Here is a 20,217-nt window from a genome sequence, read left to right as displayed (position 1 = left end):
TGAATTGTTGTTATGGGCTTGCAACAACTACTATAAATTCATTATCATGGAGACAGACTGACAAGAGAAGGAGTAATGGAAATACATGAATGAAGTAAAGCTTTCAAAACGATTAGAAGAAGTTGTACGTGAAATACCAGTAGGATCTACAGTCGCTGATATTGGATCGGATCATGCGTATTTACCGTGTTATACAATTATAAATAATATTGCTACAAAAGCAGTTGCAGGAGAGGTCGTAGATGGACCATTTCGCTCTGCGCAAGCAACTGTAGCTGAAAGTGGTTTACAAGATAAAGTAGATGTGCGTAAAGGGAATGGATTAGCTGTTATCGCACCAGGAGAAGTAGATGTAATTACAGTTGCCGGAATGGGCGGAGCGTTAATTCGTGACATTTTAGAAAGTGGTAAAGAAAAATTAGAAGGTGTAACACGTTTAATTTTACAGCCTAATATTGCAGCGCATCATATTCGTGAATGGTTTATTGAGAATGGTTGGGAGCTTATCCATGAAAAAATCGTAAAAGAAGATGGGAAAATTTACGAAATTTTAGTAGGGGAGCGAGGAAATGTTGCAGCGCCTTACTCTGAAAATAAACAAGCTGAATTGTTTATGGGACCATTTTTAATAACAGAAAAAAGTGAAGCCTTCGTTGAAAAATGGGAAGGAGAATTAAAAAACTTCCAAAATATTTTAAAACAGTTAGAACGTGCAGCTGATTCTGAAGAAACAAAAGCGAAGCGTGGGGAAGTAGAAGCGAAAATGAAAATGATAGGGGAGGTTTTATCATGAGTAAAATTCCAAATGGCCATGAAATTATTTCTTTATTTGAAAGTATGTATCCGAAGCATTTGGCGATGGAAGGAGATAAGATTGGCCTGCAGATTGGAGCGCTTAATAAACACGTGCGGCACGTATTGATTGCGTTAGATGTAACGGAAGAAGTTGTGGATGAAGCAATTCAATTAGGGGCAAATGTCATTATTGCTCATCATCCTTTAATTTTTAACCCGTTAAAAGCGATTCATACAGATAAGGCGTATGGGAAAATTATTGAAAAGTGTATTAAAAATGATATTGCAATCTATGCAGCGCATACAAATGTGGATGTTGCTAAGGGCGGGGTAAATGATTTACTTGCTGAGGCGTTAGGATTGCAAAATACAGAAGTTTTGGCACCGACATATGCAGAAGAAATGAAAAAAGTTGTTGTGTTTGTGCCAGTCACTCATGCAGAAGAAGTAAGGAATGCATTAGGAGACGCAGGTGCTGGTCATATCGGCAATTATAGCCACTGTACGTTTAGTAGCGAGGGTACAGGCACATTTGTACCTCAAGAGGGGACAAATCCTTATATCGGGGAAACTGGACAGTTAGAACGTGTAGAAGAAGTGCGAATCGAAACGATTATTCCAGCTTCATTACAGCGGAAAGTGATTAAAGCAATGGTAACGGCGCACCCTTATGAAGAAGTAGCATACGATGTGTATCCGCTTGATAATAAAGGTGAAACGTTAGGCCTAGGAAAAATAGGATACTTACAAGAAGAAATGACGCTTGGTCAATTTGCAGAACATGTGAAACAATCATTAGACGTGAAGGGCGCAAGAGTTGTCGGTAAGTTAGACGATAAAGTGCGTAAAGTAGCTGTACTTGGTGGAGATGGTAATAAATATATAAACCAAGCGAAATTTAAAGGAGCAGATGTATATGTAACTGGTGACATGTACTATCATGTTGCTCATGATGCGATGATGCTCGGTTTAAATATAGTTGACCCAGGACATAATGTTGAAAAAGTAATGAAACAAGGTGTACAAAAGCAATTACAAGAAAAAGTGGATGCAAAGAAACTCAATGTACACATTCATGCTTCGCAGTTACATACAGATCCATTTATATTTGTATAAGAAAAATAAAAACCGTTGCTCATGCAAGCAACGGTTTTTATTATTGTTCTTTTTTCACTTTCACGCGAGGTAATATTTTTTGTAACGGTACTTTTCGAACTCTTTCCCATGTAGCGGGATTCATGGGGTTATATTGCTCTAAGAAAGCGATAACTTCTTTCGTAATTGGCGTTGGAGTAGAAGCACCTGCTGTAACAGCTACGTTTTCTACACCTTGTAGCCACTCTAATTGAATTTCGCTTACATCAGCAACTCGATATGCTTTTGTACCCGCGATTTCTTGTGATACTTGTGCTAAGCGATTTGAATTGTTACTTTTCGGATCACCAACAACAATTGTTAAGTCTGCAACATCAGCTTGTTTAGCGACAGCTTCTTGGCGAACTTGAGTTGCTAAACAAATTTCTTTATGGAATTCTGCTGTTGGGAATTTTTTTTGAATGTCCTCCATTAAATGTTGAACATCCCATTGACTCATCGTTGTTTGATTTGTTACTAAAATTTTATCTGTTGGGATTTCTAATGTTTTTAAATCATCGGCTCTTTCGATAAGGTGAACGATGTCAGGTGCAATACCAACTGCGCCTTCTGGCTCTGGATGATTTTTTTTACCGATATAAATGACATGATACCCTTCCGCTTTCTTAGCTTCGATAAGGTCATGCGTCTTGGTAACATCTGGGCAAGTAGCATCGATTGTTGTTAAACCTTTTTCTTTTGCGCGTTGTTTAACTTCTGGAGAAACACCGTGTGCAGTGAAAATAACAGTACCAGAATCAATTTTATCTAAAATTTCTAAGCGACTTGGACCGTCTAATGTGATGATTCCATCTTCTTCAAAAGCGTCTGTAACATGTTTATTGTGAACAATCATACCTAAAATATAAATGGGTCTCGGCAATGATTTATCTAATGCGGCGTTACGTGCAATTACCATTGCATCGACAACACCGTAGCAATAACCACGAGGGGAAATTTTAACAATTTTCATATGAGTAATCCTCTCCTTCTAAACAAGGGATACTTTTGTGCATAGTCTTTTACATTATAAAGGAGGAGTGGATAGAAAACAAAGGATTGTTACACATATAGTTTTGGTTTTGTTGCTGTTTGTTGAACTGGTTCTTTCGGTAACTCTTTTTCTATTACAGGTTCAATCACTATTTTCTTTCGTTTTCGTTTCTTTTTTTGAGGTGCAGGAGGCGGACTTTCTACTTCAACTGGCTCTGTTACATTTTCCGTTTGATTTTCTTCCGTGCTTTTTCCAGAGGTGAGGATTTTAACAATGCTTGGTAGACTACGCATAATAGGACCGTACTGTTCGACGACAGGACCTACAGATTGAACGACTTGGGATACTTTTTCGATGTTATTTATCATATTAGTTGGATTTGAAATTAAGTTCGAAAAAAAACTGCCGATGCCACTGCTTGCTGTTGCCGCAGCTGTAGTTGTGCCCCCGCGCGTTTCAGTTGATTCATACATTTGAGGCGGTATCATTTGCTCAGGATATTGCTGCATGTATGGTTGATATTGTGGATGTTGCTGCGGATATTGTTGTTGGTATTGCTGCGGATATTGCTGTTGATATTGGGGCGGTGGTGGTTGCTGATGCATCATCGGTTGCCCTTCCATTTGTCGGTAAGGTGGAACCATTTGCATAAAAGGCTCGGTTGGATCGTGTTTTTTAAAAAGCTTAGCAAGAAAACCTTTCTTTTTTTGTGCCATTGGTGGTAGTTGTGGAATTGGATATGGTGTATAAGGTTGCTGCCCTGGATTCGGATACATTTGCCTTGTAGGGGATTTCGGAAACATGTGAGAAATCCTCCTTTCTTCAGTTAGGTATATACACATACAATATGCAATAAAAGGGAAGAAGGTTAGTTTTTGAAGTGAAAACCTAAACTAAAGATGGATTTTACTTGTAGATTTCGATATAATGTAGACTTGACTGATTTGTGCGCGCAGTAGAAATTTTAGAAAGAAGGTGTAACTTATGACACAACAAACTTTTACACAGTATGATTTTAAACCATTTTTAATAGATGCAGTTCGTGAACTACGCTTTACAGAGCCGACAGGAATTCAGCAGAAAATTTTCCCAGTCGTGAAAAAAGGTGTAAGTGTAATTGGACAATCCCAAACAGGTTCTGGGAAAACACATGCATACTTACTTCCTACATTAAACAGAATTAATGCAAGTCGTGAAGAAGTACAACTTGTTATTACAGCGCCTACTCGTGAGTTAGCACAACAAATTTACGAAGAAATCGTGAAATTAACAAAGTTTTGTGCGGAAGACCAAATGATTACAGCACGTTGTTTAATTGGTGGAACTGATAAACAACGTTCAATTGAGAAATTGAAAAAACAACCTCATATTGTAGTTGGGACACCAGGACGTATTAAAGACTTAGTTGAAGAACAAGCATTATTTGTTCATAAAGCAAATACGATTATTGTCGATGAAGCAGACTTAATGCTTGATATGGGATTCATTCATGATGTAGACAAAATTGCAGCACGCATGCCTAAAAACTTGCAAATGTTAGTTTTCTCTGCAACAATTCCTCAAAAACTAAAACCGTTTCTGAAGAAATATATGGAGAATCCAGAGCATATTCATATCAATCCAAAACAAGTTGCAGCTGGAAACATTGAACACTATTTAGTGCCTTCTAAACATCGTAATAAAATTGATTTAGTGCATAAAATGCTACTTCAATTTAAACCGTATTTAGCAGTTGTTTTCACGAATACGAAAAAGATGGCAGACCAAGTTGCTGATGGATTAATGGAACGTGGCTTAAAAGTTGGACGAATTCACGGGGATTTATCACCACGTGATCGTAAAAAAATGATGAAACAAATTCGTGACCTTGAATTCCAATATATCGTTGCGACTGATTTAGCAGCACGTGGTATTGATATTGAAGGGATTAGCCATGTTATTAACTATGAGCTACCATCAGATTTAGATTTCTTCGTTCACCGCGTTGGAAGAACAGCACGTGCGGGGCATTCTGGTATTGCAGTGACGATTTATGATCCAGCAAACGAAGAAGCGTTAGATAGCTTAGAAAAACAACGTCATATCGAGTTTAAACATGTAGATTTACGTGGAGATGAGTGGGCAGATTTAGGTGAGCGTCGTCGTCGTAAGAGCCGTAAAAAACCAAATGACGAACTTGATGTTATGGCAACGAAAGTTATTAAAAAACCGAAAAAAGTAAAACCAAACTATAAACGTAAACTTGCAACAGAACGTGACAAAGTGAAGAGAAAATATAGCAATAAAAAAAGATAAGGGGTTTCCCTTATCTTTTTTTAATCCCGCTAATTTAAATGAAGAGTATAGTCTGTCTAAATAGTCATATGAATTTGTGTAGTGCGTCTTTTGTGAACAAACAATTCACTACATATTTCTACAAATTATGCTATCATTATATCTATTGTATATTGAAGAGGTGATTGTATGTTAAAGATTGGATCTCATGTTTCTATGAGTGGTAAGAAAATGTTATTAGCAGCAAGTGAAGAGGCTGTTTCATACGGTGCAACAACGTTTATGATTTATACAGGTGCACCGCAAAATACACGAAGAAAACCAATTGAAGAATTGAACATAGAAGCAGGAAGAAAACATATGGAGCTGAACGGAATTGAGGAAATTATCGTCCATGCGCCGTATATTATTAATGTTGGGAATACGACGAAGCCAGAAACATTCCAATTAGGCGTAGACTTTCTTCGCATGGAAATTGAAAGAACATCGGCATTAGGTGTAGCGAAACAAATTGTTCTTCACCCAGGAGCGCACGTTGGTGCTGGAGCAGATGCTGGTATTCAACAAATTATTAAAGGGCTTAATGAAGTGTTAACGCCAGAACAGACGGTTAACATTGCGTTAGAGACGATGGCAGGAAAAGGAACAGAATGCGGTCGTAGCTTTGAAGAAATTGCAAAGATTATTGATGGTGTAAAATATAATGAAAAGCTATCCGTATGCTTTGATACGTGTCATACGCACGATGCAGGATATGATATTGTAAATGACTTTGACGGCGTATTAAACGAATTTGATAAGATCGTTGGTATAGATCGTTTACAAGTACTTCATATTAATGATAGTAAAAATGTACGCGGAGCAGGAAAAGACCGTCATGAAAACATTGGATTTGGTCACATTGGGTATAAAGTATTGCATCACATTGTACATCATCCACAGTTAATGCATGTACCAAAAATTCTTGAAACACCGTATGTAGGGGAAGATAAAAAAGATAAGAAGCCACCATATAAATTGGAAATCGAAATGCTGAAAAACGGCACTTTTGATGAAGGGCTTCTTGAAAAAATTAAAGCGCAATAAGGAGGGGAAATCCCCTCCTTATTTTAGTAGTTGCTGAAATAATGTATTTACTTGTTGGGCAGTGGCAGGGGAAGTTACTTTTGCGATCTGTTTTAAGAGCTCTAGTCGCTCGTTGTTATCGTAAATATTAATATTTTTACCCTTCATAAGTAAAACGATTTGGTCAGCTTGTGCGGCTGTAATAGGAACTTCGTATTCTTTGCTATATTTTAATAACTCTTTTGTAGAAATATGATTTAATTTTTTATTAACAATTTGTTTAATGAGGTTCATCTTATTATCCTCCTTCACGCGTTCTTCTATCGAAATATATGAGCATGTAGCTTGTACATATTCGTATGGAGTTTCTTTTTTCATGAGGAAAAGAAGCGTATGTTATAATATAAGGACGAAACTACAGAAAAAGAGTACAGGGAGGGCTTATGGAGCAAAAGCAACATCGAAAAGAAAGTGTTATTCATCTCATTTATCGTTTAGTTATGATTATTTTTGGAGCAGCATGCGCGGCGGTGGCGATTGAACTATTTTTAATGCCAAATAAAATTATTGATGGTGGAATTATTGGTATTTCTCTTATATTAGATTATCTTACTCCTAACATTTGGTGGTTAAGTTTTTCTACTTTAGTCGTTGTTCTCAATATCCCATTTATGTATTCCGGTTATAAGCAAATTGGAAAAACATTTATGTTATCTTCGACATTTGGTATTGTAGCGTTAGCTTTCATTGAGTCAACGTTACATGCGGTGCCACCATTTACAACAGAACCTATTTTAGCGACAGTGTTTGGTGGGCTTATTTTAGGTCTTGGTGTAGGACTTGTAATTCGTCATGGTGGGTCGTTAGATGGAACTGAAATTATGGGGATTTTATTAACGAAGAAACTACCGTTCTCTGTTGGTGAATTCGTAATGTTTGTGAACTTATTTATTTTTGCATGGGCAGCATTTGTGTTTGGTGTGGAACAAGCGATGTATTCTGTTATGACGTACTATATCGCATTTAAAACAATCGATACAGTAATTCAAGGGCTAGATGAAACGAAGGCGGTTTTAATTGTATCTGATCAATATGAGGAAGTATCAAACGCGATTTTGCATCGTCTTGGCCGTGGAACGACAAAGCTTGTAGCAAAAGGTGGTTACACGGATAAAGAAAAAGAAGTTATTTATGCAGTTGTAACGCGTCTAGAAGTGACGAAATTAAAGTCAATTGTGCATGAAATTGATGAAAATGCGTTTGTTACGATTATGAGCACGCAAGAGACAAATGGTGGTAAGTTTAAATCGGCTATTCACTAAAAGTTTATAGGAATATTTTTTGAAAGCAGAGAATTTTTCTCTGCTTTTTGTTATAATAGTAAGGTTTCTTGAAAAAATAGATATATTTTAGGCAGATTGGTTTACAACTATAATAAGCTGTACTATAATTCAAATAGATATAAATCGGAATCATTCTGAATTAAAATAGGTGAGATGCTATGAATAATATATTAGAAATTGAAGGTTTAACATTCCGATATGAAGATCGGAATGTGTTAGAAAATATTAATTTGCAAGTTCCGAAGGGAGCTTTTTTAGGTTTAGTGGGACCGAATGGTTCAGGTAAATCAACTTTACTTAAGTGTTTATTAGGCGTTTTAAAGCCAAAAGAAGGAAGCATACGCGTGTTTGGCGTTGATAGTAAGAAGTTTAAGGAATGGAACAAAGTTGGTTATGTATCCCAAAAGGCAAATAGTTTCAATTCTGGTTTTCCAGCAACTGTTTCTGAAGTTGTCTCAATGGGACTTGTTTCGAAAAAAGGGCTTTTTCGCTTTTTTACAAAAGAGGATAAAAAAAAGGTAGAAAAAGCAATTGCTGATGTAGGGATGAGTGAGTTTCAAGGTCGTAACATTGGAGAGCTTTCTGGTGGACAGCAACAGCGTGTATTTATTGCTCGTGCGCTCGTTAGTGATCCTGAATTGCTTATTTTGGACGAGCCTACTGTTGGAATCGATGTGAAAAATGTGGAAAGTTTTTACGAAATATTAGAGGATTTAAACAAAAGGCTCGGGATCACATTAATTCTTGTTACTCATGATATGGGAGCTGTTACTGAAAAAGTAACACATGTTGCATGCCTAAACCAACATCTACATTTCCATGGAAATGTAGAGAAGTTCCGAGAGTTAGAAGATGCAGAAATGTCCGTCTTATATGGACATCATGTTCATCGTTTAGAACACGAACATGAGCATCACGGGAGGATATAATGATACAAGATTTTTTACAATATGACTTTTTACGTAATTCTTTATACGCAGGTATTTTAATTGGACTTGTTGCACCGCTAATTGGTGTGTTTGTTGTTATTCGTCGTTTATCTCTTATTGCGGATGCATTAAGTCACGTGACGTTATCGGGTATTGCAGCAAGTTTATTACTTGAAAAAACCATTTTTACAGGAGGATTTTTAAACCCCTTATATATGGGGATGATTTTCTCGATTGGTGGAGCGCTACTAATCGAAAAGTTACGAACTGTATATAAGCACTATCAAGAATTAGCAATTCCAATTATCCTTTCGGCAGGGATGGGGGTTGGAGTTATTTTCATTTCACTTGCAAATGGATTTAACACAGACTTATTTAGTTATTTATTTGGTAGTGTCAGTGCTGTAACAAGTACAGATTTAATTATTATTGGGATTGTAGCAATTGTTGTTGTTGCGACAATTATTTTATTATATAAAGAGCTGTTTCTATTATCATTTGATGAGGAATACGCAGTATCAACTGGTTTAAGAGCGAAATGGATTCACTTTATTTTCATTATATTAGTTGCTCTTGTCATTGCAGTATCAATGCGTGTAGTGGGGGTTCTTCTCGTATCATCATTAATGACATTACCAGTTGCAGCAAGTATTCGTATTGCTAAAGGATTTAAACAAACAATTTTCTTTTCCATTTTATTTGGTGAAATTGCAGTAATTGGTGGAATGTTTGCTTCGTATCAACTTGATCTAGCGCCAGGTGGTACAATTGTTATGATAGCAGTTCTTATTTTAATCGGTGCGATTTTATGGAAGAAGAAAAAAACTGCATAAAGTAGGGATAGGTATGAATCTAACAGAAGCTTTACGCCTAATGAAAGAAAAAGGATATAAACATACTGGAAAAAGAGAAGAGATGCTCAGATTATTTGCAGCACATAATCGTTATTTAACTGCGAAAGACGTTTTAGAACATATGAAAGACGATTATCCAGGGCTTAGTTTTGATACGATTTATCGTAACTTAACAGTTTTTGCTGAGATTGGTGTTTTAGAACAAACGGAATTAAATGGCGAAAAACATTTTCGTTTTACTTGTTCTATTATGGAACATCATCATCATTTTATTTGTTTGGATTGTGGGGGGACGAAAGAGATTACTTCCTGCCCAATGGATTTTATGAATAAAGATTTTACTGGTTATGAAGTAACGGGTCATAAGTTTGAAATATATGGTCGTTGTCCAAAATGTGCAAAGTAAAAGCTCGTCGGTTATGTAACTGACGGGCTTTTTTACGTAGAAAAGAAGGTTGCTCACAAATATTGTGGCAACCTTCTTTTTATTGTTCTTGTGCCTCTTTTTCTTTTTCTCGTTCAGCAGCCATTTCAGCAGCAATTACGTCGATTTCTTTTTTCAGTTCTTCTACCATTGTTTCTTCTGGTACTTTACGAACGACTTGCCCTTTACGGAATAATAATCCCTCTCCACGTGCACCGGCAATACCGATATCAGCTTCACGAGCTTCACCAGGGCCATTTACAGCGCAACCAAGTACTGCAACTTTAATTGGTACTTGAAGTGTAGAGATGTATTCTTCCACTTCGTTAGCAATGCTAATTAAATCGATTTCAATACGACCACAAGTTGGACAAGAGATAAGTGTTGCTGCATTAGACGCAAGACCGAATGATTTTAATAATTCGCGAGCAACTTTTACTTCTTCAACTGGATCAGCACTTAATGAAATACGTAGTGTATTTCCGATGCCTTTATTTAAGATTGCTCCAAGACCAGCAGCACTTTTTACAGTTCCGGCAAACAATGTTCCAGATTCTGTAATACCTAAATGTAATGGATAATCAAAAGCACGAGCAGCTTTCTCGTATGCTTCGATTGCTAAGTTAACATCAGAGGCTTTCATAGATACGATAATATCGTGGAAATCTAAGTCCTCTAAAATTTTAATATGATGTAGCGCGCTCTCAACCATACCATCTGCAGTTGGGTACCCGTACTTTTCTAAAATGTGTCGCTCTAATGAACCAGCGTTTACACCGATACGGATTGGAATACCGCGCTCTTTTGCTGCATTTACAACAGCTTCTACTTTATGGCGACGACCAATATTACCTGGATTGATACGTACTTTATCGATGCCACCTTCAATTGCTTTTAAAGCAAGGCGATAATCAAAATGAATATCAGCAACAAGTGGAATGTTGATTTGTTTTTTTATATCAGCAATAGCATCTGCTGCGCGTTCATCTGGAACGGCAACGCGGACGACTTGACAGCCGGCTTCTTCTAAACGCTTGATTTCAGCAACTGTTGCTTCAACATCATGTGTTTTTGTTGTTGTCATACTTTGTATAATTAATTCATTATTACCGCCGATTGTTAAATTACCGACTTTAACTGGACGTGTTTTTGTACGATGAGTCATTTCATTCACGAATAGATCGCTCTCCTTATAAAAGAAGTTTCTTATTTAGTCCCTCATATCAATGATAGTATACGTGATATAGGGCTATAGAAACCGAAGTACTCGGTTTCACTTTTACTATTGTATCAGCGCCTTTATGTAATTGACAAGGATTAAGTGATAGCTTATTGATATAACGGGAATTTATAAGACTTTCCAATTTGTATTTTTGTAGCAGATGTACTTTTGTTTAATTGTTTAAAGTCGTCAATGACTTTTTCTATGGAAGGAATTTTTTTCTTGTTAATTTGTTCTGTAATAGAAAGAACTGTCTCACCAGTTTTTACTTCAATTGTTTTATAAGATACATCCGTTTCTTTTTCTGTTTTGTTCGCTTTATTTTGTTGACTGTCTGTGTTTTCTTTTTTAATTGTTTGAGCAGCAGTTGTTTTTTTATATGAACTTAACATCGGTAAAGTACCGATTTTTATATCGTAATAAAATATATAACCGAGAACAAGCACGAATAGGAATATACCTAATCTCTTCATATTCTTCACTCCTTTGCTAGGAATATATGCTTGTCCAAAAAAAAAATGCCTATTTAGGCATTTTTTATTTTTCTTTCGGTTTGGGTACCTCTTTAATCGTTAAGTATAGAACGATTAAAACAACAGCGATATAAATGAACGTTGCTCCAGGTACGACGATTTTGAATAAATCCATAATCATGAAGAAAATGGTTGGGATCGTGTAGCTGTATGCAGTTAGTGTCCAAACTTGTTTATAGGATAGTTTACGTTGACCGCTCATAGCAGAACCGATGAACGCAAGTAAAGTCACGCCTACAAAAGTTATGAATAATTGGAATAGGTACACTAAGAATCCAATAACAAATAATAAAATTGGATAAATATTATCGAATAAAGAAATAAATTCTTGTAGATCTTTTTTCTCAAGAGATGCACCTAACAAATCGTTATAAGAATACGTTTGTGTTTGACCATTTCCCATAGAGACTACTTTATCTTTTAAAACAAATAAACCTGTTTTATTTTGATATTTTTCTAGGTCTGTTGAATTTGGATCAAATACGAAAAGTGTATTTCCTTCTTCTTTTTCAATAGGTTGATCAATATCAGCTTTTAGTTCGCCATTTTCGATTTTAAAATCAGGTAAATCTTTATCGATGACTTGATTTACCATGCCAACACCATCCTGGATAAAACTACCGTACAAAAAAGTTCTTGGAATAGTAGTAATTAAGCAAAGTAGCATAATATACAAAATGGTTTTACCGATTTTTTGAAAACGGAATAGCGCCATATCTTTAGGCGAGTATATGCTTTTTACGAATTGGGTAAATATGGACATAGATTCACTTCCTTTATGTATGTATAAAATCATTGTAACGTAGGAATCTAGAGAATCTCAAGATATATTATATTTACATATAGTGGAGATAACTAAATTTCTTTTATTAACTTTCTTCTTTTAAATAAGAAAAATACAATTGACACTTTTCTTTTCTATATGGTAAATTTATCTTACATTTCTTAAAGAGCATATCCGATAGGAATTCCTTTATTTGATATGTTGTTACATACATAATTGTGGACCCTTAGCTCAGCTGGTTAGAGCAGACGGCTCATAACCGTCCGGTCGTAGGTTCGAGTCCTACAGGGTCCATATCCATTTCGCATGTTTATTATGTTAGCAGGAAGCTTCCTTGTAGAAGGAAGCTTTTTTTACGGAATATATGAGCATTTTAATTGAAAAGAAGTGGGAATTTTGCTACTTTAATGATAGCAAGACAATGTGATTTATTTGTTTGCACCCTATGGCAATTAGGGTAGAATGAAGTTGTATGTCACTTAAGTGGCAATACATAAACTGGGAGGAATATAACAATGGCAAAACACGAATTACCAAATTTACCTTATGCGTATGATGCTTTAGAGCCTCACTTTGACAAAGAAACAATGAACATCCATCATACAAAACATCACAACACGTACATTACAAACTTAAACGCTGCTTTAGAAGGTCATGCAGAATTAGCTGACAAAAGCGTAGAAGAATTAGTTGCAAACTTAAACGAAGTACCAGAAGCAATCCGTACAGCAGTACGTAACAATGGTGGCGGACATGCTAACCATACATTCTTCTGGACAATCCTATCTCCAAACGGCGGAGGACAACCTGTAGGTGAACTTGCAACTGCAATTGAAGCAAAATTCGGTAGCTTCGATGCATTCAAAGAAGAATTCGCAAAAGCTGGCGCAACTCGCTTCGGTTCTGGTTGGGCTTGGTTAGTAGTAAACAATGGTGAGTTAGAAGTAACAAGCACTCCAAACCAAGATTCTCCTTTAACTGAAGGTAAAACTCCAGTTATCGGTTTAGATGTTTGGGAGCATGCTTACTACTTAAACTACCAAAACCGTCGTCCAGACTACATCGGCGCATTCTGGAACGTTGTAGATTGGAACGCTGCTGAAAAACGTTACCAAGAAGCAAAATAATCGTAATAAATATAGAAAAAGCTAGGGGAGAGCTCCTAGCTTTTTTCTATGCTTTCCTTTTACATAATTGGGCTTGTCTTTGGAAGACTAGAACATGAAGTAAAGGAGAGTTGTGTATGAAATGGAAACATATAATTGGTGACGTTGAAGTGAATCGGGATTTAGTGTTATTGCTCCTTATAGGAGGTTTATACACGCTCGCAATTTCTTTATCGAATACGTTTGTAAATATTTATTTATGGAAACAAACACAAAATTATGTGAATCTTGGCTTGTATAATTTAGCCAGCGTGGTATTACAGCCTCTCACATTTCTTGTAGGGGGAAAATTAGCGAAACGTATCGATCGCTCGATTTTATTACGAATAGGAGTAGGGACGCTCGCAATTTTTTTTATTGTTGTCTTAGTAGCAGGGAAAAGTGCTTCTCAGTATATTTTATTAATGGGGGCTCTTTTAGGAGTAGGATACGGTTTTTACTGGTTGGCTTTTAACTTATTGACATTTGAAATTACAGAACCAGAAACAAGAGATTTCTTTAATGGGTTTCTTGGACTTCTTACATCCTTCTCTGGAATGATTGGACCAATAGCAGCAGGATACACAATTTCACGTATGGAGAAATGGAGTGGCTATACTGTTATATTCTTTCTTTCATTAGTTCTATTTGCAATTGCTGTCGTCTTAAGCTTCTTTTTATCTAAAAGAGAATGTGAAGGGCGTTATGAAATCGTGCAAGTATTGAAAGAACGACGGATTGATAAAAATTGGGGAAAGATTACACGAGCTCATTTTTTCCAAGGATTGAGAGAAGGAACGTTTATTTTTGTCATTTCAGTATATGTTTATTTAGCAACTAATAGTGAGTTTGCATTAGGGAAATACAGTTTAGTGAACTCTGCTGTATCCTTTGTATGTTACTACTTAGTTGCTCGTATGTTAAAGAAGGAGTGGAGAAAAAAAGCAATTTTACTTGGAGGCATTATTTTATATGCTGTCGTCTTTTTAGTTATTTTCAATGTTACATACACGAAATTACTTATTTATGCGGCATGTATTGCAATTGCATATCCTATATTACTTGTTCCGTACGGATCAATGACATATGACGTAATTGGTAGAGCGAAAAATGCGAGAGAATGGCGTGTGGAATATGTCGTTGTTCGGGAGTTGTGGTTAAACGCCGGAAGAATCTGTTCCATTTTAAGTTTTTTATGTGCTGTACTATTCTTTCCACCTGAAAAAAGTTTACCTTACTTATTATGTATTTTAGGTGCTGGACATTTTCTTATTTATTTTGCAGTTAAAAATGTCAAATATGATGAGGGAAATGCGAGTAAAGCAAGTGTTGTAACGCAAGGGAACGCGCAAAATCAAACTGAACCAGAAGGTTAACTTCTCGTTTGTTTTATGCTAGAATAGAAAAAGATGTAAGACAGCAGTGAGGACACCTGTATGAAGGTGTCCCTTTCACATTACATAGCTGTTGGTAGAGGGGGTTTGTATGAGCAAGAAGCAGAAGCAAAATAAGAAAAAGACCCACGTTCCTTTTCGGTTAAACGTGCTGTTTTTCTGCGTGTTTTTAATGTTCTCCGCGGTTATTGTAAGGCTCGGATATGTACAAATTGTTCGCGGTGAAGAATATAAGAATGAAGTGGAGAAGAAAGAAAACTCAACGATAAGTAATCCTGTACCGCGTGGGAAAATATTTGACCGTTATGGGCGACCTGTAGTAGATAATGCAGCCGTTCGTACTATTACATTTACAAAAATGAAAGGATCAACTGCAGAAGATCGCTTAGAAACAGCGAAAAAGCTAGCAGATTTGATTGAAGTACCGACAGATAAATTAACAGATCGCGATAAAAAAGATTATTGGCTTGCTATGCATAAAGAGGAAGCTAAAGAAAAAATTACGAATAAAGATCGTCAAGAGTTTAAAGATAAAAAAATTGATGATAAAGAATTAGACGAGCGTCAGCGAAGTCGTGTAACAGAAGAAGAGATTAATCAATTATCCGCAAAAGATCTAGAAATACTAGCGATTAAAAGTAAGATGGACGGCGGATATGCAATGACACCTCAAGTTATTAAAAAGGATGCTACAGAAAAGGAATATTCGATTATTAGTGAAAACCTAGCAGCATTACCAGGTGTAGATACGAATGTTGATTGGGAGCGAAAATATACGTACGATGATTTATTCCGAAGTGTACTAGGTGGGGTGTCGACATCTGATGAAGGCTTACCGAGAGAAAGACTAGATTACTATCTTGTTCGTGATTATAATCGAAATGACCGAGTAGGAAAAAGTTATCTTGAACAACAGTATGAAGATAGTCTGCACGGTACGAAAGCAGAAGTTAGAAATGTTACAGATAAAAACGGTAATATTTTAGAAACGATTAATGTATCAAAAGGACAAAGTGGTAATGATCTGAATTTAACAATTGATATGGAATTACAAAAGCGTGTGGAAGATATTCTTGCGAAGAATTTAATGAGATTTAAAGGAAGCGAACCTCTTTTAGATCGCGCATTCGTTGTAATGATGAACCCAAAAAATGGTGAAGTTTTATCTATGGCGGGGAAACAATTAGTTAACGAAGATGGTCAAACGAAAGTAAATGACTTTGCATTAGGTACCATGACAAGTTCTTATCCGATGGGATCAACTGTAAAAGGTGCAACAGTACTTACTGGATATCAAACTGGTGCGATTCAACCAGGATCGGTGCAATTGGATGAACCAATTAAATTAAAAGGTACACCTACGAAGTCGTCTTGGAAAACGATGGGATACATTAATGACCTTACAGCTTTAAAAATGTCTTCTAACGTTTATATGTTTAAAACAGCGATGAATATCGCCGGTGTTAAATATGTGAGAGGTGGTACGTTAGATATACCTCAAAAAGCATTTGATACGATGCGTTATTATTTTGGACAGTTTGGACTTGGTGTAAAAACAGGAATTGATTTACCGAATGAATCTGCTGGTCAGATGGGTAGAAGTAGTCAACCAGGTTTCTTACTAGATTTATCAATTGGACAGTATGATACGTATACACCGCTTCAATTAGCGCAATATATTTCGACGATTGCCAATGGCGGATATCGCATGCAACCACAAGTTGTAAAAGAAATTCGTCAACCGGCAGTGAAACCAGATGAAGTTGGGAAAGTTGTTCAATCTATGGAACCGAAAGTATTAAATCGTATTGATATGCCGGAATCGCAAATTAAACATGTTCAAGAAGGATTTAGACAAGTGTATAATGATTCAGGTGGTACAGCTACAAAATACTTTACAGGTGCAAAATATAAAGCGGCAGGGAAGACGGGTACGGCGCAAACTGTGTATGGTGGAGATAAAGAGATTGGTAGAAATGCAAAAGGTGAACGTGTGGAAACATATAACTTAACATTAGTAGGTTATGCGCCACTTGAAGATCCAGAAGTAGCATTCTCTGTTGTCGTTCCATGGGTACATGATGATAAGACTGGTATTAATGGATATATTGGTCGTGAAATTATGGACGCTTACTTTGATTTGAAAAACAAGGAAGTAAATGGTGAAGCTCCAAAAGATGATAAAGACAATAAAAATAAAGAGCAAGATGATGAATAAAAAAGTTGTAAAAAAGCACACTATCTGAAAAGATAGTGTGCTTTTTTTTATGGTTTATGCATATCGTGTAATAAATGTGGACAAGTATACAACATTGAAAAAACGCGGCCGTATAAATGATACTTGTATATGATGGGATAGGGGATAACTGTTTTATAGGGAAATCATCAGAGGAAATGAATAGCTACTACTGAATTAAAATTGTACCGTATGTTGATTTTTGTGGAACTTTACAAAACTTTTACAAACAATTAAAACCGAATTAATAGTTTAGCAGTATTCTTATATCTGTAATCCTGTTATTTCCGGTTACTTCTAGGAGGAAGAACACGTGAAATGGATGCGTACACCGATTAAAGTTTTCGTATTATCAATATGGTTCCTCTGTTTTGAAATGTCTACTGCATTTGCTTTAAATGATACGGGAGAAGTGAGAGTTGATGGATCCTCAACGGTTTTTCCTATTATAGAAGCAGTAGCGGAGGAATATACAAAGGTGCATCCAGACGTGAAAATTTCCATCAGTATTTCTGGAACTGGGGGAGGATTTAATCGTTTCAGTAAAGGAGAAGTAGATATAAATAATGCTTCGAGAGTAATGAAACAAGTCGAGAAAAATGAAATGAAGAAAAACTCTATTCAGTTCACACCTTTTGAGGTTGCTAACGACGGTCTTACGATTGTTGTGAATCGCCATAATACATGGGTAGACGATATGTCAGTAGACGAGTTACGACTACTTTGGAGTGAAGATGGAAGAGAGAAGCGATGGTCACAAATTCATTCAACATGGCCACGTGAACAAGTGAAGTTTTATGCACCAGGCGTAGACTCTGGTACGTATGATTATTTTCAAAATGTCATCTTACAAAATCATCGCATTGTAAAAAAAGTCTCTTTGTCTGAAGATGATCAAGTTATTATGCAAGGGGTAATGAATGATAAACATGCCATTGCTTTTGTAGGATATGCTTATTATATGGCTAATCGAGATAAGGTGAAAGCAATAAAAGTAAATGGTGTATTTCCGACGAAAGAGACCATTCAATCAGGTAAGTATAAGCCGTTATCTAGGCCGCTACTTACTTATGTGAATAATGCATCTATCCGAAATAAAATGAATGTAGCAAACTATGTTGAGTTTATGATTCAGCATGTCGGTAACCTCGCTGAAGAGGTCGGATATGTAAAATTAAGAAAAGAAAAATACAATGAACAGCTGCGTATGTTAACAGAAATAAAAAGGTAATGTCAGGGTGGAAAGGGGTTTTCATCTTTGGCTCATAATGACAAAAGTCAAATTACATTTTCTGTACAACATTTGATTGAAAGAAATACAAAACAAAGAAAAAAAACGCAGCGAATCAATCGAATAGTGCCTTTATTACTAAAAATAATTGCTAGTGTTTCTATTGTGACGACACTCGGCATTGTTTTTACGCTCTCTAATGAAACAATCATGTTTTTTCAAAAAATATCATTATACTCCTTTTTAACGGAGAAAGAATGGTTACCATTTTTTGAAGATCCTAAATTCGGTATATTACCACTTATATGTGGAACGTTCCTTGTAACAGCAATTGCTATGTTTGTAGCAATTCCTATCGGTTTAGCGTGTGCCGTATTTTTAAGCGAATATGCTTCAAATAGTGCACGGAAAATATTAAAGCCGATGTTAGAGCTATTAGCAGGTATCCCGACAATTGTATATGGTTTTTTTGCATTAACAGTTGTTACACCGCTTTTACAAAGGATTATACCAGATTTACAGTTTTTTAATGCGATTAGTCCAGGAATCGTTATCGGATTTATGATGATGCCTACAATTGCATCTCTATCTGAAGACGCGATGAGAGCTGTGGCGAAAGGGACGAAAGAAGCTTCATTAGCACTCGGAGCGACGCGGTTTGAAATGGTAAAACAAGTGGTGTTTCCGTCCGCTTTTACAGGGATTATGGCAGCAATTATATTAGCAGCTTCTCGTGCAATTGGTGAAACGATGATCGTTGTAATTGCAGCAGGATCCACACCAAATGTATCGCTTGATCCGACACATTCTATTCAAACGTTAACAGCCTATATTGTGCAAGTAAGTTTAGGTGATGCTCCGCATGGAACGATTACGTATTACAGCATGTATGCTGTAGGCGCAACGTTATTTTTGTTTACCTTTATTATGAACATCATTTCGCAGTCAATTATGCGCCGTTTTAGGAGGATGACATAATATGCGAATGTTGAATCATAAAAAAATACAAAAAAATATGGCATCACGCTTTTTAAAAGATCGAATTTACAAATTGTTATTTTATATAGCAATTTTATTTTCAATCGTAATTTTGTTTTTGTTACTGTTTCAAATTGTTGAAAAAGGTATAAGTTATCTTTCAATAGATTTCTTTACAAATTTCGCTTCACGTAATCCGAAAGAAGCTGGTATTGCTGCAGCTTTGTCAGGGACAATATTATTTATGAGTATTGTTATACCTGTTTCTTTTATATTTGGAGTTGGAACAGCACTTTATTTAGAGCAATATGCGAAGGAATCTCTATTTAAAAAAATAATAGAGATTAATAATCAAACGTTAGCAGGAGTACCATCCGTTGTATTTGGATTGCTTGGTTTAACTATTTTTGTATATGCTCTTCATTTAGGAGAGAGTATAGTTGCAGCAGCATTGACGATGAGTCTACTCGTTTTACCAACAGTTGTTGTGGCGAGTCAAGAAGCAATTCGATCAGTACCAAGTGTTTTATTAGAGGGTTCTTACGGATTAGGTGCTACGAAGTGGCAAACGATGTATCAAATTGTATTGCCATATGCTTTCCCAGGGATTATAACGGGCTGTACGTTAGCGATATCAAGAGCAATTGGAGAGGCTGCACCACTATTAGTTATTGGGGCACTTGCGTTTGCAAATTATGTTCCATTTAGTATGTTTGATAGATTTACAGTTCTACCAATTCAAATTTTTAATTGGATGAGTAGGCCACAAGAAGAATTTCAGTATGTAGCAGCAGCTGGGATGATTGTTTTGTTAGGTTTGTTGCTATTTATCAATATATTTGTTTTATGGTTACGAAATCGAAAATAAGTTGGAAGTGGATG

At 36.2% G+C, this 20,217-nt stretch carries 20 protein-coding genes and 1 tRNA gene; 15 read left to right on the top strand and 6 right to left on the bottom strand.

Features of this window, described 5'->3' with window-relative positions; genetic code table 11:
* Positions 1 to 85: 85 nt before the first annotated feature.
* On the top strand, positions 86 to 793 hold the full coding sequence (locus ACUN13_RS02875) for a tRNA (adenine(22)-N(1))-methyltransferase (protein WP_001006542.1): 708 nt from the start codon (positions 86 to 88) through the stop codon (positions 791 to 793).
* A complete protein-coding gene (locus ACUN13_RS02870) occupies positions 790 to 1,911 on the top strand; it encodes a Nif3-like dinuclear metal center hexameric protein (RefSeq protein ID WP_414207820.1) in 1,122 nt (373 codons plus the stop codon). The genes ACUN13_RS02875 and ACUN13_RS02870 overlap by 4 nt, the downstream gene beginning before the upstream one ends.
* 40 nt (positions 1,912 to 1,951) lie before the next feature.
* Here the strand turns inward: ACUN13_RS02870 and ACUN13_RS02865 are convergent, their stop codons facing one another.
* Complete coding sequence (locus tag ACUN13_RS02865; protein WP_000706662.1) at positions 1,952 to 2,902, bottom strand: 4-hydroxy-3-methylbut-2-enyl diphosphate reductase; 951 nt, start codon at positions 2,900 to 2,902, stop codon at positions 1,952 to 1,954.
* A gap of 89 nt (positions 2,903 to 2,991) precedes the next feature.
* On the bottom strand, positions 2,992 to 3,726 hold the full coding sequence (locus tag ACUN13_RS02860) for a YqfQ family protein (protein ID WP_000484167.1): 735 nt from the start codon (positions 3,724 to 3,726) through the stop codon (positions 2,992 to 2,994).
* Positions 3,727 to 3,907: 181 nt separating this feature from the next.
* On the opposite strand from ACUN13_RS02860, the gene ACUN13_RS02855 reads away from it, so the two are divergent.
* Both ACUN13_RS02855 and ACUN13_RS02850 read left to right on the top strand, forming a co-directional pair.
* Positions 3,908 to 5,218, top strand: a complete 1,311-nt coding sequence (locus tag ACUN13_RS02855) for a DEAD/DEAH box helicase (protein ID WP_000194017.1) — start codon at positions 3,908 to 3,910, stop codon at positions 5,216 to 5,218.
* A gap of 168 nt (positions 5,219 to 5,386) precedes the next feature.
* The gene (locus tag ACUN13_RS02850; RefSeq protein ID WP_242244864.1) at positions 5,387 to 6,283 is read left to right on the top strand and encodes a deoxyribonuclease IV; all 897 of its coding nucleotides are present in this window, start codon (positions 5,387 to 5,389) and stop codon (positions 6,281 to 6,283) included.
* 18 nt (positions 6,284 to 6,301) lie between these two features.
* On the opposite strand, the gene ACUN13_RS02845 is transcribed toward ACUN13_RS02850, so the two are convergent.
* Complete coding sequence (locus ACUN13_RS02845; protein WP_001048954.1) at positions 6,302 to 6,556, bottom strand: DUF2624 domain-containing protein; 255 nt, start codon at positions 6,554 to 6,556, stop codon at positions 6,302 to 6,304.
* Positions 6,557 to 6,705: 149 nt separating this feature from the next.
* Between ACUN13_RS02845 and ACUN13_RS02840 the strand changes: the two genes are divergently transcribed.
* The 4 genes from ACUN13_RS02840 to ACUN13_RS02825 all read left to right on the top strand — a co-directional run bounded on the left by ACUN13_RS02840 (position 6,706) and on the right by ACUN13_RS02825 (position 9,794).
* On the top strand, positions 6,706 to 7,584 hold the full coding sequence (locus tag ACUN13_RS02840) for a YitT family protein (RefSeq protein ID WP_000435963.1): 879 nt from the start codon (positions 6,706 to 6,708) through the stop codon (positions 7,582 to 7,584).
* 179 nt (positions 7,585 to 7,763) lie between these two features.
* Positions 7,764 to 8,534, top strand: a complete 771-nt coding sequence (locus ACUN13_RS02835; protein WP_001059662.1) for a metal ABC transporter ATP-binding protein — start codon at positions 7,764 to 7,766, stop codon at positions 8,532 to 8,534.
* On the top strand, positions 8,534 to 9,367 hold the full coding sequence (locus tag ACUN13_RS02830) for a metal ABC transporter permease (RefSeq protein ID WP_000613815.1): 834 nt from the start codon (positions 8,534 to 8,536) through the stop codon (positions 9,365 to 9,367). The genes ACUN13_RS02835 and ACUN13_RS02830 overlap by 1 nt, the downstream gene beginning before the upstream one ends.
* A 13-nt stretch (positions 9,368 to 9,380) precedes the next feature.
* Positions 9,381 to 9,794 carry a Fur family transcriptional regulator gene (locus tag ACUN13_RS02825; protein WP_001054516.1) on the top strand — a complete coding sequence of 138 codons (414 nt, stop codon included), beginning with the start codon at positions 9,381 to 9,383 and terminating at the stop codon, positions 9,792 to 9,794.
* Between the two features lie 79 nt (positions 9,795 to 9,873).
* Here ACUN13_RS02825 and ispG read toward each other — a convergent pair whose 3' ends face one another.
* From ispG to yqgB, 3 genes are all read right to left on the bottom strand, one after another.
* Positions 9,874 to 10,977 carry a flavodoxin-dependent (E)-4-hydroxy-3-methylbut-2-enyl-diphosphate synthase gene (gene ispG / locus ACUN13_RS02820; protein WP_179206955.1) on the bottom strand — a complete coding sequence of 368 codons (1,104 nt, stop codon included), beginning with the start codon at positions 10,975 to 10,977 and terminating at the stop codon, positions 9,874 to 9,876.
* 164 nt (positions 10,978 to 11,141) lie between these two features.
* The gene (yqfZ, locus tag ACUN13_RS02815; RefSeq protein ID WP_000825414.1) at positions 11,142 to 11,507 is read right to left on the bottom strand and encodes a protein YqfZ; all 366 of its coding nucleotides are present in this window, start codon (positions 11,505 to 11,507) and stop codon (positions 11,142 to 11,144) included.
* A 64-nt stretch (positions 11,508 to 11,571) separates the two neighbouring features.
* On the bottom strand, positions 11,572 to 12,330 hold the full coding sequence (gene yqgB / locus ACUN13_RS02810; RefSeq protein WP_000021898.1) for a protein YqgB: 759 nt from the start codon (positions 12,328 to 12,330) through the stop codon (positions 11,572 to 11,574).
* 241 nt (positions 12,331 to 12,571) lie between these two features.
* Here yqgB and ACUN13_RS02805 point away from each other — a divergent pair.
* The 7 genes from ACUN13_RS02805 to pstA all read left to right on the top strand — a co-directional run bounded on the left by ACUN13_RS02805 (position 12,572) and on the right by pstA (position 20,203).
* Positions 12,572 to 12,645: transfer RNA gene (locus ACUN13_RS02805), tRNA-Ile, on the top strand.
* Between the two features lie 221 nt (positions 12,646 to 12,866).
* Positions 12,867 to 13,478, top strand: coding sequence for a superoxide dismutase [Mn] (gene sodA / locus ACUN13_RS02800; RefSeq protein ID WP_001052031.1), 612 nt, complete (start codon positions 12,867 to 12,869; stop codon positions 13,476 to 13,478).
* Between the two features lie 116 nt (positions 13,479 to 13,594).
* A complete protein-coding gene (locus ACUN13_RS02795) occupies positions 13,595 to 14,872 on the top strand; it encodes an MFS transporter (RefSeq protein WP_000871384.1) in 1,278 nt (425 codons plus the stop codon).
* A 109-nt stretch (positions 14,873 to 14,981) separates the two neighbouring features.
* Complete coding sequence (locus ACUN13_RS02790; protein ID WP_000038992.1) at positions 14,982 to 17,108, top strand: peptidoglycan D,D-transpeptidase FtsI family protein; 2,127 nt, start codon at positions 14,982 to 14,984, stop codon at positions 17,106 to 17,108.
* A gap of 331 nt (positions 17,109 to 17,439) precedes the next feature.
* Positions 17,440 to 18,357 carry a PstS family phosphate ABC transporter substrate-binding protein gene (locus ACUN13_RS02785; RefSeq protein ID WP_000871830.1) on the top strand — a complete coding sequence of 306 codons (918 nt, stop codon included), beginning with the start codon at positions 17,440 to 17,442 and terminating at the stop codon, positions 18,355 to 18,357.
* A 27-nt stretch (positions 18,358 to 18,384) separates the two neighbouring features.
* Entirely contained in the window at positions 18,385 to 19,335 is a 951-nt protein-coding gene (gene pstC / locus ACUN13_RS02780; protein WP_000940918.1) for a phosphate ABC transporter permease subunit PstC, read from the top strand.
* Between the two features lies 1 nt (position 19,336).
* Entirely contained in the window at positions 19,337 to 20,203 is an 867-nt protein-coding gene (pstA, locus tag ACUN13_RS02775) for a phosphate ABC transporter permease PstA (protein ID WP_001242557.1), read from the top strand.
* Positions 20,204 to 20,217 lie beyond the last annotated feature (14 nt).

This window comes from Bacillus cereus group sp. Bce041 (genome assembly GCF_052646455.1).
This window is presented reverse-complemented; position numbering and strand designations above follow the sequence as displayed.